We start from the raw sequence: 18,518 nt of genomic DNA on the forward strand, positions 1-18,518 counted from the left end.
TTCCTTTTCTAATTACATTTTCTGTTGAAGTAGGGTAAGAATGCCTTGACTATTCTCAGCCTCTTTCATTTTTTCCAACAATAACTTATTTTTGGCTAAATTTCGCACTTCTAATAGGTGAGGCAAATGGCTGGTCTTATCCGGTGTCGTCATCAACAAGATAAAATGCAAATCGTACTCCCTATAGAGAATAGGATTACGTAATACCAACAGGCTACACCCAAGTTTCTGAGCGTAAATAGTCGGATCTAAGTGCGGTAGTAAAATTGCTTGACGAAGCATAATATACTTCGGTTGATCACGGTATTCAAAAAGCAAGGACGCTAAGTAACTCTCATCAATCACTCCCTTTTGTATTAAGGGACTTGCTACGATTTTTAATAATTCTGCCCAAGACTTTTCTTTCTCAATAATTTGGATACAATCTAAGGAGAATAGATTCGCTAAACCTTGAATAGACAATGCCGCTTGATCGAACTCTGGTTTCACCTGAACACTATTTTTTAAAAGATAGCGATTCAGATCTTGTCTCAACTGTTCCTCTGCACTAATTGAGGTATACTTTTTGATAATTTTTAACAAATCTTCTACATGAAAGACCTGATTATCAATCTGAAAAAACTGACTAATGACCGATCTTCTCAATTGAATCTTCTCTTCATCTAGTGATAAAGTATTGACTAGATAAAGTATCTTACTTGTTTCTAAAGGAACAGATGAAAATACAATATCATGTGGTAAAATGAATCCCTGATACTCTCTGACCGAAATACTTGGATAAAAAACAAACTCTGGGAAAAGGGTACGCAAATCCTGTTCCATCAATTTGGAGAAAGAGATTCCATTAGGACAAACAACAACTGCTTTTATTGTTTTCTCCTCTAATCGTTCTTCTCCTTTAGCTAGCAAATGCCCTCCGATAAACAAGGTGATATAAGCAATCTCTTTATCAGACAGACTCGTCTCAAAAAACCTCTCTAGTGGTGTGATTGCATTTCTAACAAAATCATGCAAAATCCGATATTTGCTTATAATTTGCTCGTACATGACATTTTCAAAAGTCAGATGATACTTGATTCGATAATAAGCTGGTTTGAAATGATTGAGTAGCTTTTCCAGCAATTGTGCACGATTTCGAAATACAAGTAAGGCTGATTGCTCAAATTCTGTTAGAAATTCTGATAAAGAATTGGACAATTCAAGCAGGTCCTCAGACCGTAACGGGGCATGGATACTCGTCCCAGAACTGAGAAGTTGCAAGGAAATGTAAACCAACTCTTCCTCAGTCACACTTGAAAATGGTTCTGTGAAGTATAAAGATTGAAATTCCTTCGTTCCCTTAATCTCTTGAATATCCTTTTGATCAAACTCTTGAATAAGAAAGTTTCTTTCAATTCTTTTTAGTATCAAAGCTAGAAAAGGGATCAACTGGTAAAAATCCTCATCCGTAAACTTCATTCCTAAAAATTTCTCAATCCGATGGAGACCATCTTCCACATTTGAAAAATGCACTTTCTCATCAGATAGGAAATTTTTTAAAGGTGGTATGCCAAATGTTGTTTGCAAGTCAAAGATTAAATGCTTCAACAGCTCTCTCTTATCCCACTCACTTCCTTCAATCTCATAACCTGTTTTACGGTTATAGTCCAACCGAAGTCGGTAATTCGTCAACACCTCTTTACCCTTCTTTAGTTCCGTCAAGATAGTATTTTTACTGTAACCAAATACATAAACAAAGTGATTTAAGGAGATATAATCTTCCTTGCTCAAAATCATTAAAAGAATCAACTTTATACGAGAACTACTCGTCATTTCTAAATTTGAAATATGTATAAAATCTTTTAAAAGCTGTTTACTTTGTGGTGAACAATAAAAGCGCCCATCCTGCTTTACAATTCGAGGAGAACCTAAATTGTCCAAGTCATCATTAATAGCTGTGATTGCATACGATAATTGCCGACTAGTCAGCCCCAACTCCTGCTTCAATATCATCTCATCAGATTGATTATTTGTCAGAAGATGGTGGAGAATTGCTTGTTTACGATCGATCATTCTTTTCCTCCTATGACTCTAGGATAACGTACTTAAATTGAAAAGTAAACATCATTTCATCCCAAAAAATGTTTTTAGAAAGCAGTAAATTGTGATGAAAACAAAAACACTGAAAGTTCTAAAATGAAGTTAGCCAGTTTGTGGTATGAAAAAACACCTCAGAGAGGTATCTTGTAATCACGACAAGAACAATTAGAAGGACTCTGAGATGCAAGACTATTATACACCAAAAGGAAAACATTTAACACTATCAGACCGTAGAAATATTGAACGTTGGTTACATGAAGGCTGTTCCAATCGTGAAGTGGCTAGGCGACTAGATAAAGCTCCTCAAACCATCCATAATGAGGTCAAGCGGGGGCTAATTCTCCAACAAGTGCGTCACAGTAGGTTCACAAAGGTCTATTCAGCCGCCAGAGCTCAGATAATCTATGAAGAAAACCGAAAACGCTCTGTGAAAACTGTTCAACTAGATAAACAGACTAAGGAGAAAATCTGTCACTACCTAAATCAGAAATACTCGCCTGAGATGATGGTCAAGTCTGGAAAGGTAAATGTTCCCGTGTCTACTATCTATTACTGGATTCATCATGGACATCTAGGAGTTGGGAAAGAAGCCCTGCTCTATCCTAGAAAAGCGAAAGCCAATAAGAAACAAGCTAGTCCTAACTTTAAACCTGCTGGAAAGTCGATTGAGGAACGACCGGAGAGTATCAACAAGCGGGAGAATATCGGTGATGTTGAGATTGACACAGTTATTCAAACACGAGCTAAAAACGAGTGTCGACTGACCCTAACCGACAGAAAAAGTCGGTATCAAATCATTCGCCTTATTCCTGACAAGTCCGTTTCTTCCATCAATCAAGCCCTGAGAACAATCCTGCAAGAGTATCGTATCAGATTCACTCTATCACAGCTGACAACGGAACGGAATTTAGTCGCTTATCTGATGTTTTTGATCCTGAGCACATTTACTATGCCCACCCTTATTCTTCCTGGGAGAGAGGGACCAATGAAAAACATAATCGTTTGATTCGACGTTGGTTACCAAAGGGAAGTAAAAATGCGACCCAAAAACAGGTCACATTCGTTGAAAATTGGATTAATAACTATCCTAAGAAAGTATTAGATTACAAAACTCCCAGAGAGGTTTTATACGCTGGCTAACTTGGACTTGAATTTCGCCATTTTAATAAAAACAAGACAGAGCCACAATTTTTGTGGCCCTAACTTTTAGGAGATTAGAAAAAGAAAAGGCCCAGAATGAGTTTAGACGCCACTATTCTAAACTTTTTCTTTTATCATGTAGGTATAAAAAGGTATCTAAAACGTTACTACCACTCTGCAATCGTTCCATCATAATGTTTCCATTTTGGATTCATCCAAACGAGTCCTTCCTTATCAATATCTTTGATAAGCTCAAGGTTCATTTCAAGACCTAATCCTGGACCTTTTGGAATATCAATAAAACCATCTTTGTATTGGAAAATTTCTTTATTGCGAACAAAATCTAATAAATCGAATCCTTTATTATAATGAATCCCTAGGCTTTGTTCTTGGATAAAGACATTCGGAGTACAGGCATCAACTTGGAAGGTAGCAGCCAATGCAATTGGTCCATACGGTGCATGCGGTGCTACTGCCATGTCATACATCTCAGCTATTGCTGCTAGTTTACGAGTTTCTAAAATCCCTCCTACCAAAGCAACATCTGGCTGAATAATATCAATCACACCTTTTTTAAATATATTTTTAAAATCCCAACGCGTCACTAACCGTTCACCCGTTGCTAAAGGAGTCGAAGATACCTGAGAAACCTGATCAAATGCTTCCTCGTTTTCAGGAAGCACAACTTCTTCCATAAACATTAATTGGTATTGTTCTAATTCTTTGGCAAGGACTTTAGCCATCGGTTTATGTACACGACCATGGAAATCTACTGCAATATCTAATTCATATCCAAACGCATCCCGTAAAGCTGCCACTCGCTGTGAAACCTGATCAATTTTCTTAAAATTGTCAATATAATGCAATTCTTCCGTCGCATTCATTTTAATCGCATTAAAACCACGATTAACTCTATCTTGTGCTTCTGCAACCACATCGTCAGGACGATCTCCCCCAATCCAAGAATAGACACGAAGATTGTCCCTGGCAGCTCCTCCCAATAACTCATAGATCGGAGCATTGAAGTATTTCCCCTTAATATCCCACAAGGCCATCTCAATCCCTGAAACGATGGTACCATTAATCGGACCTCCTCGGAAAAATGAGCGGTGAAGTTCTTGCCACAATCTTTCTATTTCTAGTGGATTACGTCCAAGAATGCGCCGTCCCATTTCATAAGCTCCAGCAACGACCGTTTCTGTCTTTGTTCCGGATATCATTTCACCCCAACCATCAAGACCTTCATCCGTCAGAATTCTAATAAAAATCCACCGTGGTTTTACTTTGTACACTTCAATATCTGTAATTTTCATTTTTAGCCTCCTTTCGTCACATTCGATTAGGACTATCTGTAACCGTTACTTTTTCATCAGTTACTTTTTTTACTCTCGGTTGAATGATATCAAAGTAATACCAACTAGCTGCAATTACAAGAATCATGATAGGCATTGTAATCATCAAATTGCCAGTAAAAGCCATAAATACTAAGAAACTTTGCACCATACTGGTTGAGGCAAATGATGAAATCATAATGGCTCCGCCTGCAATAGCTAAGTCAATCCCAACTGTCTGAGCAACTTCTGTCAATATAGGAGCTGTAAAGGTTCCAAAGTACAGCAAAGAAGCTGTTGTTACCAATCCGATAATCAAATTTTTGAAAAGATTTCCACGCGTTAATGCAACGACCATTGCTACGCGGAATGGAATGACTGCTAAATCAGCAAATGGCAACACACGATTTCCAGGTAATACCACTGACATAAAAATTGTAAGAGGAATTAAAATCAAGGCTGTTGTAATAACATCTGGATTTCCCACAACAACAGCAGCATCTAAACCAATGAATAACTCTCGACCTTTAAAATATTTTTGTGTAAAGCCTTTAGCAGCTTCTGAAATCGGCATCAATCCCTCCATGAACAAGGATGTCATTTTAGGAATTAAAATAAGAACGGCTGCCATATTCACGCCAAGTTCAAAACTTTTAATGATGTCATAGCGAGCTAAAAGACCGATTACAAATCCCATCAGTAAACCAAGAATCATTTGATCTCCAAAGAAACCAAGATATTTCTGTGCATCTCGAACTGAAAATTTTATTTTATTGATACCTGGAATACAGTCTAATAGCCAATTAAGAGGCCAAGCAATCACAAGCGAAGAAAGAGCTGATACCGTTGGTAAAGTGACACCCGGGATACCAAAAAATCGTTCAACAAGGGGAGCTGACCAATCAGCAATTTTAAAAGTCGTAATCGCCATTGTGACAGAAGCAGCAACACCGAGAAAAATATTATGTGTCACAAAGTATACCATAACACCAACAATGGCCATATGATGGTAGTTCCAAATATCAACATCTAGTGTCTTGGTTGCTTTCAAGACTAGCATTAACATATTTACTGCAAAAATAGCAAAAATCAAAATAGCGATAATTGGTGATGACCAAGTCACAGCCGCAATCGATCCCCAACCAACATCAAGCGCATCTAATTTCACTCCAAGATGCTTGACCATTGCTTGTGCAGCAGGTCCTAAATTTGTTGACATAAAATTAATAACTAATTTAATACCAGCAAAACCAATGGCTAATGTTAAGCCCGATTTAAAAGCCTTTGTAAATTTCAATCCAAAAATTAAACCGATAATCGTAATGATAACTGGCAACATGACTGTCGGTCCAGCATTTAATAGAAAATTAAAAAATTGCATCCTTCTTCTCCTTACTGAGATAACTAATTGACTAGCTAATATAGTTCATAATTTCTTCTAATGTTGCTTCTTCTCCTATTCCCGTTAGTAAAGAAATTGCTCCAACAGAAGGAATAGCTACTTCTCCGCCTGTAAATTGTCCAGTTGTTACTAATAAATCAAAGTTACTTGCTTTTCCTGTAACTTCCATCAGTTTACATTGAGTTGTATCCACTTGGATTCCCTTTTTGAGAGCAAATTCTTTAATTTTTGTCGCTACGACTGTTGAGGTCGCAATGCCATTTCCACAGGCTACTAGAATATGTTTCATTTTATTTTCCTCCATTTAGGTATTGTAGTAATTTATTGACTGATTGCTCGTCATAGCTTTCCACTAAAGCTTGGCGTAAATGATCATCTTGGATGATGCGTACAATGCGTTGAAGCATTTCAATTTGCCCATGAGGTTTGTCTATTGCAAGCATTATAACAATGCTAATCTCTAATGGTTCCTCAACATTTTCCATAGAATAAAATATCACAGGTTCTTGTAGAATCCCAATAGCAATAGTTGTTTGATTTACTAGAGTGTAATCTGCATGAGGAATGGCTATATTAAAACTATTAGATGGTAATCCTGTCGGATAAATCCTTTCGCGTTCCAGTAAAGCAGTTTTATATTCGTCTCCCACATAACCTTTTTTAGCCAACTCTTCTGCTAAGAAAGAAATAACTTCCTCTTTCGTTTTACAGTTGAGATCTGGAAAAAAGAGGGATGAATCAATTGTTAACTCCAAATCCATCTGTCATCTCACCTCCATTTTTTTCAAAAATTCTCTCACATTTTCAACTAATAATTCCTTGTTTTTATTTCGAATCGCCTCTTGAGAAAACAATGCTGATCCAACACCAATGTAACTGGCCCCTGCTTCCATAAATGATGCAACATTGTGAATAGAAACACCACCAACTGCCATCAATGGAAGGTTCCCCAATGGTCCACGTATGCCTTTAAAAAACTCTTTTCCGACAACATCGGCAGGAAAAATCTTAACAATGTCTGCACCATTACCTAGCAATGTGTGCACTTCTGTTGGAGTCATCGCTGCTGGAACAGATATCACGTTATTGGCACGACATAATTCCAACACGTCCGGTGATAACATGACAGGAGACAAAAGAAATCGTACTCCACAGTCAATAACCCTGCGAGCCTCCTCTATATTCAGCACAGTCCCTGCGCCGATGATTATTTTATCTCCATACTTAGAGATTAATTTCCTCAGTGAATCAAAAACATCTGGGGAGTTCAATGTAACTTCAACGGCACAATTTTCATACTGGATAGCACTAATGATTGTATCTAGGTCCTTAAAATCATAACCTCTTAAAATAACTGTTAATTTTGGAAAGTCAGATACCATATCTTTACCTCATTTTAATTTTTCAAAAAGTTCTTGTGAAGTCTTTGCATTAAAAATTTCCTCTCGCTTTTTACTTATTCTTAATTTCTTATTCAACTCTACAAGCCACGATACATGTTCATTCTCATAACCTGGTGCTAATGCAATAATCATCCGATACGATTGCTGATTAGGAGCAATCACTGTTTTTTTTAATAAGATAATCTGCACATCTGGTTCTAAAACACCATTTTCTGGAAGTGAGTGCGGAAGCAACACCTCATTAGAAATAATTTGTGTGGTATAGGAATGATAAAAGGATTGTTGGCACTTCGTAATATAATTTTTAGTCACATTCCCTCGACTATAAATGCCTTCATAACTTCTATGAATGATTTGTCGCCATTCTATTTCTTCAACAATAGAGACCTGCGAAACTGAACTTAAAATCGAATTTTTTTCAAAAGTAGGGGGCCCTAACTGACCGAAAAATTCTTCTAAAGCTTCTAAAATATCATTCTTACTTTCTTCCGGTATGAAAGAAGTGATAGAAGAAATAACCTCTTTTGCTTTTAAATTTGGGTCCTGTTGAATAGTGTCTAAGACCTTCTTGATTAACACCTGTCTCTCATCTTCTGATAAGAAAGGCTGAACCATGAAAGTAGGAATTCTTGTTTGAACTGGTATTGTCGTAAAGACAAAATCTACTTCTGGTTTTACATCTTCAAATTGACGCTTAGACATGACATATGCTATATGAATATTTGGAAACCAATCGCTAATGACATCCGCAAGTAAGTGAGAAATGGCCCTTCCATTCTTACAAATCACAACAGCTGTAAAAAGGGATTTAGACTCAGATGTTGTTGCTAAATTTCCCATCACAATCATTGCAATCAAAACAATTTCATCTTTCGATATCGGTGTCTGATTAAAAAGCGGACTTAAAAAATGAAGATGGTTCACCACTGCTTCATAAAAATACCAATATTCCTCAGTAAATACTTCCGTTACAGCATTGATAACATGGAGACCCAACTTTACTCGAAAAGTGGCAGGTCTTAGATGGGCAATTAAGTCCTCTTTTACCTTTACAGAATCGATGAATTGAACGGCTAGATTTTTTTCAATCGCTTGAATAAACTGGTCTGTGCACCTATCTAGTAGACATTCTAATTCTGAATCATATTGGGTAGCAATAATGACATTCGAAGACATGACTAGAAAGGTTAAGTAGAGTAAGTCACGCTCTTTCAAAAAAACGTATTCCCAAAATAAGTTTTTAACTGTCACAAACTCTTTTGTTCCTTTTAGATCATAAAATTCGCTGACTTCAACTTGAAATTGTTTTATACGTTCAATAACGGAAAAAAGAGTGTATGGTAGTTTGCGAATCCAATCATCTGTAAAAGAAATATTTATTTTTCCTTCCAGAATCTCGAGTTTTGTTCGCAAAGACTGTATTGCCGTAAAATCAAATAGTCCTGTTCGATACAAAATTAGCGTGCTATTGTTTAGTTCAAGAATATCCATAATCGCTGAAATTAACATACTACGCAAATGTAATTCATCACCTGATATGAAATAACCTGTTCTGCGACTATATGAAATCTTGATATTTTTTACTGCATATTCTTCTTTCAATTCACGAATATCGGCTACAACGGTATTCTTACTCACTTGATTCGCGTCGATAAATACTTCAACTGGTAAATAACGATTTTTCATTAACAATATCAGAAGAATGATTTTTTTACGAATCGTCTTATCAAATACTCTATCGTCCAACTGACTCAATACCTGTACAATCCGTGAATGTTTTTCTAAGATATCTTGATTGATGACAATTTTTTCTTGCTGTTGGTAAATAAGAGGAAGTTTACATCGAGTATTAATCTGTTCTATAACATTGGTGATATCTTCCATACTTAAATGCAACTGCTTAGCAAGCAATATAGCTGAGCCATTTTGATTTACTATCGATTTTATAAGCTTTGCTTCTATCGCTTTAAACATATTAACCTCCTCCTTCTTTAGTTTTATTTTAACAAAATAAAGCGCTTTATTTTAGCTGTTCATCACAAATGATTATCCTTCACATTCTAGACGATTGTGACGAAGCCGTGAATCGGTTTCCATACTCTATTCAAATCATTTTATTGATGAACAGTGGCAATTTAAAAGACTTGTTTCCTATCCAATATAGAAAACAAGTCATATAATAGTATTTTTATTTTATTTCACCGGGGGCCACATCCTCACCATGCGACTGTTTTATTTTTATTTTCCTTCCCTGCTTAATCATTCCTATCATCGCAAGAAATTTCTTTGGAATAAGATCAACTATTTTCCGAGATAGCGTAAGATGGCAACGACAGCGGCTTCCGTTCCTGTTCGGAGAGTGGGTTGGATGGCGGGAGCGAATTTTGGATTGTGGTTGGCGTAGGTCTCTTGGTCTTCAGTAAATCCTCCGAAGCCCCAGTAGAGATAGGGGATTTCTAAGGCACGTGGAATATAGGAAAAGTCCTCTGACGCTGTCATGGGATGATAAGCCACTACTCTGTCTTCCCCTAGATAGGTCTGAAAAGCCTCCGTCACTTGGGCTGTGATTTCTGGATCATTGTCTGTTAAAGGATAGCGGTCAAAGACTTCTATCTCTGGCCTTTTGATACAGCCACCAGCTTCACACTCGGCGTAGACCATGCGCTTGATACTATCCAGCACTTGCTGCTCTACTTTTTCATCATAGGTCCGAATATTGACGAGTAAGGTTGCACTATCTGGAATAATATTGGCTTTCAGCCCTGCCTGAAAACTACCGACAGAGACTACCGCAAATTGGAATGGATCGACTTCCCGCGAAACAATGGTCTGTAGTTTCATCACAATGGAAGAGCCAATCACAATGGGGTCCAGACTTAAATGCGGCATGGAGCCATGCGCTCCACGACCATAAATCGTGATTTTAAGCGAGGCAGCACTCGACAAGAAAGGACCAGATAGGGTGCCAACATGACCGGCTACAGGTTCTGTCAAGACATGTTGGGCAAGGGCTAAGGTCGGGCGTGGAATTTTCTCAAACAGACCATCTGCTATCATGGCTGTTGCCCCAGCAGCGATTTCTTCTCCTGGCTGAAAGAGGGCAATATAGGTTCCCTGCCAGGCATCTAGATTTTTTGCTAATGCCCATGCTGCTCCTAACCCAGCTACAATATGCACATCGTGACCACAGGCATGCATGACTGGGACAGTCTCACCATTTAAGTCTGTCATGACAACTTGGGAGGCATAGTCCAGACCAGTCTCTTCTTTAATCGGAAGCCCATCCATGTCCGCACGAAACAGAATGGCAGGCCCCTCTCCATTTTCCAAGACACCCACGACACCACCACCAATAAGCTGCGTCTCGTAGCCATAGCCTTTTAGAGTGTCAAAAATAAAGCGTGCCGTTTCTGTCTCCTGCATGGATAACTCTGGATGACAATGAAGATACTTATAGGTTTCTTCTTGCCATTCCTGAATGGTCTCTAAAGACTGTAACACTTGTTGAATCGACATAGATTTCCCTCCTTGATACAACTTCTAATCCTGATATTACATACTCTCCCTACTAGTATAGCACAAACTCAAATAGAAAGGGGAATCCGCCATCAACATAAAGAAAAACAGCCCTTGGGCTGTTTCTGATGCTCTATCCCAACCGCTCCTTCAACTTCTCTACAAAGAGATAGGCTGCAGGGCAAGTCAGGGTATTTTTGATGGTCAGGTGGTTGATTTGGTAAATCTTCTTGCGGTCCGTGTGGGGAAATTCTCGGCAGGCCTTGGGTCTGACATCGTAAATACTACAGAGATTGTCTTCGCCTAGAAATGGACAGGGCATGGCCTGAAACACCTTGTCACCGTCCTCATCAACCTTGAGGTAGAGGTCCTCAAAGACGGGCAATTTCATCCGAAAATGCTTGGCAATGCGGGTAATATCCGCCTCGGTAAACAAGGGACCGAGGGTTTTACAGCAGTTCGCGCAAGCTGTGCAGTCAATCTCCTCAAAGACCTCGGCATGCACTTGCTGGACTATCTTATCCAAATCCTTGGGTGCTTTTTTCTTTAAGGTCGCTAGAAATTTACGGTGCTCTCCCTGCTTTTGCTGGGCTAATTGTTTGTACTGTTCAATATCCATCTTTGCCTAACTCCTGACACTCTCACTTCCATTGATAGTTTATTATACCATGAAAAGGCCTTGATTCAAATGAACCAAGGCTTGCTTTTTTACGATAAATGAACCACTTCAATGGTGTCGCCACCTAGTAAAATCAAGTGTTTTTCAACGATTTCTACTTGGTAGGCTTGCTTGAGGGCATCTGCGTAGAGTTGCATTTGGCCGCGATAGCGCTCGGCTAGCTGGCTCGGATGCTGATAATGGTCCGTCTTATAGTCAAAGAGGACGATACGGTCTGGATAATGGATAAAGCCGTCAATAATTCCACGTAAGACATAGTCTTCCTTGGCAAGGCTATCCGTTTGCAAGACCGCAAATGGTTGCTCTCTCCGCACCAAGGCGCTGTTTGCCAGAATTTCCTGCCCCAGCGGGGTTTCAAAGAAAGCAACGACCTTGGTCACTTCAATCTTGTCTTTGACAGCCGCTTCTGCATCCACCTGCGCAAGTGTCGCTTGCACGACATCTGCCGTTATGGGAGACACGAGAGGCAGCCGCTGCATCAATTCATGCATGGCTGAGCCAATCTGCGCTCCTGTCACCTTCTGCTGAAGACTAAAATCTGGCAGGGTGAATTTCCGCTTGGGAATATAGCGCTCCATGATTTCAAGACCGTCATCCGACAGAACAGGTTCATAGAGTTTTTTAATCTGGCTCGGTGTCCGAACGCTCGGTAGGTCAATCGCCGCCTGATACTCGTGATTGACTTGTTCAACGGCTTCTAATTGTTTCAAGGCAGCCACAATGTCCTCTGACTGGCGGTTCTCTCTCACATTGTCTGCTGGTAGATGAGACGGTGCCTGCAATTGTCCAATCTTTTCAGGCGTCAGGTCTTCTGCTGCCACAAAGGTCTTTTTGAAATGCAGGTCCTGTCCCTTAAAGGCTTCTTCAATCGCTAAAATCCAATCTTGAAAGTTGGTCATAGATTCCCGTGTGGACTGGGCGAGGACCCCAAAACGTGATTTCCCATCATACTTGTTGACCAATGTTTCCTGACTTCCTTTTCCGACCAGATAGAGTTTTTGCTCGGCCCGTGTCATGGCAACGTAGAGCAGGCGCATCTGCTCTGATAGGCTCAAGCGTTTCAATTCTTCCTGATTGAGCTGGTAGGGCAGGGTGTTCATCTGGACACGCACATGGGGCAAGCTGGTCTCAAATCTGTCTTTCATATCGGCTAGATACTGGGCCCCAATCCCATTTTCCCGACTAAGGACAATCGGACTTCTGCTTTCTTGACGGCTGAAATCCTTGTCCATATTGAGCAGAAAGACATACTTAAATTCCAGCCCCTTGCTCTTATGAATAGTCATGAGCTGAACGGCATTTTGCGGAAGAGCTACTTCCACATCCGCCAAATCATTGTCGCTGGCAATCAACTTGTCAATCATGCTAATAAAGCGTGCTAAGCCTTTAAAACCCGTCTTTTCAAACTGATTAGCCCGCAAACCAAGAGCGTAGAGATTGGCTTGGCGCTTTTCACCATTGGGCAGAGCCCCGACATAGTCATAGTAAAATTTCTCGTTGAAAATCTTCCAAATCAAGTCATAGATGGAATGAGTCTTGGCATAGAGCCTCCAATTGTCCAGATAAGTCTTGATGTGTGCCAATTTTTTCTTCAAGGCAGGTGAAATCAAGTCTGGATGGGCACCTTGCCCGCTCAAGGCCTGCTGGAATTTCTGGTAGAAATAGGCGGAGTCCGCCTGTAGAGCAATCCGTGTCAACTCATCTTCGGTCAAACGAAACATGGGCGATTTTAAGAGCGCAATCAAGGGATAATCATTGAGGGGGTTGTTGATGGTCCGCAGGGTGTCGAGCATCACCATGACTTCCAAGGACTTGAGATAATGGGCTTCGCCTCCGTCTGACACAAGCGGAATGCCATGCTGCTCAAAGCTGGTCAAAATGCGCTCATTGCGGGTTCGCGAAGACACGAGCAGGGTGATATCGGAAAAGGCAACCTGCTCTTCATTGTGCAGGCGGATGATTTCCTTAACAACCAAGTCCACCTCACCTGCGCTCACCTCGTCCTGCTCGTCTGCTTCCTCCACATCAGTGTTGTAGATCAAAAACTCCATCTGATGGTGAGGTTGCTGAATCTTCTGGCGTTCACTTCCTGCGACCAGACAATGGGTCTCGTCATACTTGATTTGTCCAACTTCCTTGTCCATGAGGCGGGTAAAAATCGCATTGGTTGCGTCCAGCACCTCGCACTGACTACGGAAATTTTCTTTGAGGAGAATCAATTTGCCTGCGCTTGAATCTGCTTGATAGAGTTCAAATTTGTCTTGGAAAATCTGTGGGTCTGCCTGACGGAATCGGTAGATAGACTGCTTAATATCCCCCACCATAAAGCGATTATGGCCATTTGATAACAAGTCTAGCATTCGCTCCTGAATATGGTTGTTGTCTTGATACTCATCGACCATGACCTCGTGATAGGTCGCTTGATAGAGCTTGCGAATTTCTGGATAATCCGCCAAAATTTGAATGGCAAAATGGCTGATGTCCGTAAATTCATAGCTATTTTCCTGCATCTTGCGCTGGAGGTATTGGTCAGAAAAGTCAAGGACAAAGTCCCGCAAGAGAGCGAGCAAAGGCAAGATTTGCGGTTGGTAGGCAAGGATAGTCTCCAGATGTTTTAAATGGGTCAAACGTGCCTGTAGGTCTTTAAAGACAGGGTATTTTTCCCCCGCAACCGTCACTTCTCCCCCAGAAGGCAAAATAGCCACCAACTGCGCAACCACTTCTAGCAACTCGTCCATTTTCCTGCTTCTGTCATGCTCCGCTACCAATTCCCGAAGCTGGCTAATGATGGCCAAGTGCTTGGTATAGGCAGCCGTTGGCTTACCAGCCTTGGTTTCTTTTTTATAGTCCGGCAAATCCGTCACATCTTGGAGGTCATTTGCCGCCCGCTCCATACTGTCTAGCAGCCCCTCAAAGGTGGAGGCGGGAAGACTGTCAATCGTGGTAAACTGCTCATGCCCCTTCAAAAAGGTTTCCTTGAGCCAGTCTTGCGGGCTACTGGTTGATTGGCTGAAGGTGTGAATCTGATACACAACCTCCCGGAACCCCTTATTGTCCTTACGATTGCCAGAGAAATTCCGCACCAATTGCTGAAAGACTGTCCTGTCTTTTCCTGCCATATAATCGCTAAAGAGATCGGTAAAGACTTCCTGCTTGAGCAAGTCCTGCTCATTTTTATCCTGTAAGATACGGAAATTCGGGGCAATGCCTAGCAGGTAGCCATAAGTCGTCACCAACTGTTGTGTAAAGGCGTCCATGGTTCCAATAGCCGCATTGGGCAAATGGGTCAACTGTTCAGACAGATGGCGTTTCATCGCTTCCTCTTGACTGTCATGAATTTCTTGAGTGATTTTCTTTTCAATCCGTTCCTTCAACTCACCAGCTGCCTTGACCGTAAAGGTCGAGATAAAGAGCTGGTCAATGCCAATGCCTCGCTTGATTTTATCCAAAATCCGCTCCACCATGACAAAGGTCTTACCTGAACCAGCCGAAGCAGACACCAGCACATTTTGTCCGTTGGTGTAGATGGCTTCAATCTGCTCTGGCGTTCGCTTTTGTGCCTTATCTGACAGGGCTTCTTTATCTTGTAACGCTGCAATCTCAGCAGGGCTTAAAAATGCTTCAAAGCTCATCAGCTACTCCTTTCCTCATTCTCTCTAGCCATTCCTCTTTCTTACCACCTTTCATCAGCCTACGGGCCAATGGAAAATGGCGATCGGCTTCAAATCCTGTGATGGCCTTTAGCTGCTCACCCGCCACGGATCGTCCGTCTTCGGTGTAGGGATTGACCGCAAACTGACCTGCTACAATCCTCTCTCCTGCTTTCTCATACAAGGTCTGATTGTAGGCTAACATGGTCTCCAAGTCCTGCTGGGCAAAGAGTGATGCCTTGGTCTTGACATATAGTTGGTTGAGCTGTTTGCTTTCTTCCTCCAAGAACAAGCCCTTGTAGACCAGAGATTTATAGGCATTTGCAAGCACGTCTTCGCTCGACTTGGTATCGGTCAATTTGACAATCGGGTCGAGCATGTGCAAATACATGGCCCCAAAAATCTTTTCTGACTGGCTAAATGCTGGCAATTGCTGAACAGCTGCAATATAGGTTATCAACTGCGGACTGAGCCCATTGTAAAATTTATCCATGTGGAACTGATTGCTACTGGACTTGTAGTCTACCACCCCAAACGCCTGATCCGATGTGAGCTGATCCAAGCGGTCGATTTTCCCAACAACTTGAACAGCTCTGCCATTTTCTAAGGTCAAAAATGGCGCTTGATCTTTTCCAAAAACTGCTTCGTTTGCCACCACCTGCGTAATCGGTTCATCCCGTAAGACGAGAGAAGTCGCACGCGCAATGTCCAGCAAAACCTTTTCTGAAAACTGGCTTTCGGCATTGAATTGGTAAAGGGCTTCAAAGGACGGCTCCTTGCGGGTTTCTGCCATGGCCTCTTGCAGTTTGTCATCAAAGGAACGCTCGCTATGGTCACTTGTCACCCGCTCAAAAATACGGTGCAAGAAATTCCCATGACTACGCGCATCAGGACGGATACTGTCCTTTTCTCGCAAGCGCAGCACATGCTTGATAAAGTACAAGTATTCATTCCGATAAAAGTCGGTCAAGCTAGAAGCTGATAAGACAAGCGGCTCGTCTGCGGGGTAGAGAACTGCCAGCGTATCTGCTGACAAGGGACTGGTCTCTACCTCCCCAGTAATCTCTGGAATAACAATCTGCTCTTTTTCCAATTTCTTGCGTAAGTAGCGAATGGCGACCAACCAGAAGGTTTCTTCTTCCTTCGTCCACTCTGCGTCAAAAGGCAAACGATTGGCCTCAATCACGCGGGCTAATAGGCTCTTGTAGTGCGCCAAATCGTCCAGCCGAAAGCCTGATTTTTTCCCTTTTTCTTCTTTTTCAATGCCTAACTGCTGCAGGAGTTGTAGATAGGGCGACATGCCATCTTCTGCCTCGTTGGCGAGTTGTGGAGCTGATAAAACCAACTGCTCACTTGCCGCATTGATGAGGGACATCATGGCCATATGATTTTTCTTGACATGTTCCCGACTGACTACGTCAAACTGGGCGAACTGCCCTGTCGCTTCATTGATCCGTGCTCGTTCTGCATCGGTCACCAAACTCGTGTTTTTGGTTAGTTTTGGAAAGTTGGTCTGGGTCAAGCCAATCGCAAAGACATACTTGGCCGTATGAGGTTCAATCAAGTCATAGGATTTGACCTGTACCACATCAACCGTCGCAGGCACCGTCCGATAGGTACTCGCCAGCATCCCCGCCCGTAAAATCGCAAGAAAATCCGCCACTGTCAGTTGTTCATCCGCAAAAATCTGGTGCATGTTCTCCAAGAGATGAACCAAACGATTCCAGACCTGCTCATCTTTTTCCTGCTCTAGTTCACCAAAGGATGCTGATAAGGCCTCCATATTGGCTGGCAGGGAAATCGCTTCGCAAAATGTGCGGAATTTAGCTAATAAGCTCTTACCTGATTGGGCCCGCGCCTTAAAGAATACCTGCAAGGGCTCCATCACCTGCTGACGGATTTGATTGAGGGCTGCCATATCATAGCGGTTGCCATTTTTAGCAGTAAAAGCTCGCTCAAACTGGCTCTGCCCCTTGACATCTGCGAATAAGAGATACTGCTCAAACACGTCCAATTCTTCCTGAGACCATTGCTGATACAGCCCTGATTTCAATAGATTGAGCATGTCCTCTGTTCGGAAACGATAGCGCTTCAAACGCTCCAAGGATTCGACAAAATGCACCAAGGGATGGTGGCTCATCTCCTCTGCTCGTCCCAAATAATAGGGAATATCGTACTGGTCAAAGGCATTCCCCAGCTGCAAACGGTAGCTGTCCACATCTCCCAGAAGCACAAGGATGTCCTTATAACGTACACCTTGATGGAGCAATTTTCGAATGCTGAGCGCTACCTGACGGACCTCTTCTTTCTGGTTGATGACATCCCACAGGTGAACAGACTGTTTCTCTTCATCTGTTAAAGCCACCTGACGACCAGAAAAATCATACCGTCCCTCGATGTTCTGGGAAATTTTTCCCAAGGCATCTAATGGCTCTGGGCCACCTAGATAGCTTGGTTTGGTCTCGAAGGTCTGGGCTAAATGACGGAGAAATTCAACACCTGCCTGATAGACATTGCCCTCGATATAGGTAGCTTGGTAGGCTCTTTGGCTTGCATAAGTTGCAATGACGAGTTCTGCCACCCGCCCATGTAAGGCTACAAGCAGGGCTTCTTCCTCGGCTGAAAAACGGGTAAAACCGTCCACGACGAGAACCAGATCTGCTAATTCCTGATCCAGCTGCCCTGATTCGACTGCCTGACGAAATTGGACGATTTTTGTCGAGGATTGAAAGCCTTCTGCTATCATCACCTGTTCAAAAGCTGTCAACATTTTCACCAAATCTGCCTCTTTATCAGGAGAATCCAGCCCCACCAAGTCCGCGATTGTCAAATTGGAGCGCTGCATTTCCTTATATAAGTCCACCAGCTGCTGGATAAAGGGAATGTCCTGCTTGACCTTGCCATAAACCTGCAATTCTGTCTCTTCCATCTGCGACAAGAGCCTAAAAAAGAGCATGACCATCCCTGTATCATCTAGCGTTTTTCTTGTTTCCACCTGATTGAGGGTAAAATAGCGCGCCAACTGCTCAAAACGCGTGACCATCATATCAAAGGAGCCCTTCTCCTTTAAGTTCGACAGCACCACCCGCTCCTTTTCAAAAGAGAGGGAATTGGGCGCAATGTAAAAGACCCGTTTTCCTGCCTGCGTGTAGTCCCTTGCTAATTCTGCCAGAAACCGTGTCAAAGGATAGCGAATATCTGCGTAATATAATTTCATAGCCTACTCTCCTCTAGCTCCTACTCTTTGCATCTGTATGTCTATTATACCAAAAGTCAGCCAAACTTACTGGCTTCATATCAGTCTTCTACATTCAAAAA

At 41.8% G+C, this 18,518-nt stretch carries 11 protein-coding genes and 1 pseudogene; 1 reads left to right on the plus strand and 11 read right to left on the minus strand.

The features are described 5' to 3' along the window. Window positions 1-12: 12 nt before the first annotated feature. On the minus strand, window positions 13-2,052 hold the full coding sequence (locus BU202_RS05495; protein WP_075104792.1) for a BglG family transcription antiterminator: 2,040 nt from the start codon (window positions 2,050-2,052) through the stop codon (window positions 13-15). 208 nt (window positions 2,053-2,260) lie between these two features. Between BU202_RS05495 and BU202_RS05500 the strand changes: the two are divergent. Further along, window positions 2,261-3,219, plus strand: a pseudogene (locus tag BU202_RS05500) (IS30 family transposase). A 167-nt stretch (window positions 3,220-3,386) separates the two neighbouring features. Here the strand turns inward: BU202_RS05500 and dgoD are convergent. The 10 genes from dgoD to rexB all read right to left on the minus strand — a co-directional run bounded on the left by dgoD (window position 3,387) and on the right by rexB (window position 18,417). Then, the gene (gene dgoD / locus BU202_RS05505) at window positions 3,387-4,532 is read right to left on the minus strand and encodes a galactonate dehydratase (RefSeq protein ID WP_075104793.1); all 1,146 of its coding nucleotides are present in this window, start codon (window positions 4,530-4,532) and stop codon (window positions 3,387-3,389) included. A 16-nt stretch (window positions 4,533-4,548) separates the two neighbouring features. Further along, a complete protein-coding gene (locus BU202_RS05510; RefSeq protein ID WP_075104794.1) occupies window positions 4,549-5,931 on the minus strand; it encodes a PTS galactitol transporter subunit IIC in 1,383 nt (460 codons plus the stop codon). Window positions 5,932-5,962: 31 nt separating this feature from the next. Then, window positions 5,963-6,241 (minus strand): PTS sugar transporter subunit IIB, encoded by a 279-nt coding sequence (locus BU202_RS05515; protein ID WP_075104795.1) that lies wholly within the window; start codon window positions 6,239-6,241, stop codon window positions 5,963-5,965. A gap of 1 nt (window position 6,242) precedes the next feature. Then, complete coding sequence (locus BU202_RS05520) at window positions 6,243-6,707, minus strand: PTS sugar transporter subunit IIA (RefSeq protein ID WP_075104892.1); 465 nt, start codon at window positions 6,705-6,707, stop codon at window positions 6,243-6,245. A 9-nt stretch (window positions 6,708-6,716) separates the two neighbouring features. After that, window positions 6,717-7,334, minus strand: a complete 618-nt coding sequence (locus BU202_RS05525; protein WP_075104796.1) for a bifunctional 4-hydroxy-2-oxoglutarate aldolase/2-dehydro-3-deoxy-phosphogluconate aldolase — start codon at window positions 7,332-7,334, stop codon at window positions 6,717-6,719. Between the two features lie 9 nt (window positions 7,335-7,343). Then, complete coding sequence (locus tag BU202_RS05530) at window positions 7,344-9,329, minus strand: PRD domain-containing protein (RefSeq protein ID WP_075104797.1); 1,986 nt, start codon at window positions 9,327-9,329, stop codon at window positions 7,344-7,346. Window positions 9,330-9,656: 327 nt separating this feature from the next. Further along, complete coding sequence (locus tag BU202_RS05535) at window positions 9,657-10,871, minus strand: amidohydrolase (RefSeq protein ID WP_075104798.1); 1,215 nt, start codon at window positions 10,869-10,871, stop codon at window positions 9,657-9,659. 133 nt (window positions 10,872-11,004) lie between these two features. After that, the gene (locus tag BU202_RS05540; protein ID WP_075104799.1) at window positions 11,005-11,490 is read right to left on the minus strand and encodes a YkgJ family cysteine cluster protein; all 486 of its coding nucleotides are present in this window, start codon (window positions 11,488-11,490) and stop codon (window positions 11,005-11,007) included. A gap of 89 nt (window positions 11,491-11,579) precedes the next feature. Beyond that, entirely contained in the window at window positions 11,580-15,182 is a 3,603-nt protein-coding gene (addA, locus tag BU202_RS05545; protein ID WP_075104800.1) for a helicase-exonuclease AddAB subunit AddA, read from the minus strand. Then, entirely contained in the window at window positions 15,172-18,417 is a 3,246-nt protein-coding gene (gene rexB / locus BU202_RS05550) for an ATP-dependent nuclease subunit B (protein ID WP_075104801.1), read from the minus strand. The genes addA and rexB overlap by 11 nt, the downstream gene beginning before the upstream one ends. Window positions 18,418-18,518: the final 101 nt, after the last annotated feature.

The sequence above is a fragment of the Streptococcus cuniculi genome (genome assembly GCF_001921845.1).
GTDB classification, from domain to species: Bacteria; Bacillota; Bacilli; order Lactobacillales; family Streptococcaceae; genus Streptococcus; species Streptococcus cuniculi.

Coding starts and splice junctions, on each gene's coding strand:
- dgoD (WP_075104793.1), bottom strand. CDS start 4,532: ATGAAAATTACAGATATTGAAGTGTACAAAGTAAAACCACGGTGGATT.
- BU202_RS05515 (WP_075104795.1), bottom strand. CDS start 6,241: ATGAAACATATTCTAGTAGCCTGTGGAAATGGCATTGCGACCTCAACA.
- BU202_RS05540 (WP_075104799.1), bottom strand. CDS start 11,490: ATGGATATTGAACAGTACAAACAATTAGCCCAGCAAAAGCAGGGAGAG.
- addA (WP_075104800.1), bottom strand. CDS start 15,182: ATGAGCTTTGAAGCATTTTTAAGCCCTGCTGAGATTGCAGCGTTACAA.
- BU202_RS05535 (WP_075104798.1), bottom strand. CDS start 10,871: ATGTCGATTCAACAAGTGTTACAGTCTTTAGAGACCATTCAGGAATGG.
- BU202_RS05510 (WP_075104794.1), bottom strand. CDS start 5,931: ATGCAATTTTTTAATTTTCTATTAAATGCTGGACCGACAGTCATGTTG.
- BU202_RS05530 (WP_075104797.1), bottom strand. CDS start 9,329: ATGTTTAAAGCGATAGAAGCAAAGCTTATAAAATCGATAGTAAATCAA.
- BU202_RS05495 (WP_075104792.1), bottom strand. CDS start 2,052: ATGATCGATCGTAAACAAGCAATTCTCCACCATCTTCTGACAAATAAT.
- rexB (WP_075104801.1), bottom strand. CDS start 18,417: ATGAAATTATATTACGCAGATATTCGCTATCCTTTGACACGGTTTCTG.
- BU202_RS05525 (WP_075104796.1), bottom strand. CDS start 7,334: ATGGTATCTGACTTTCCAAAATTAACAGTTATTTTAAGAGGTTATGAT.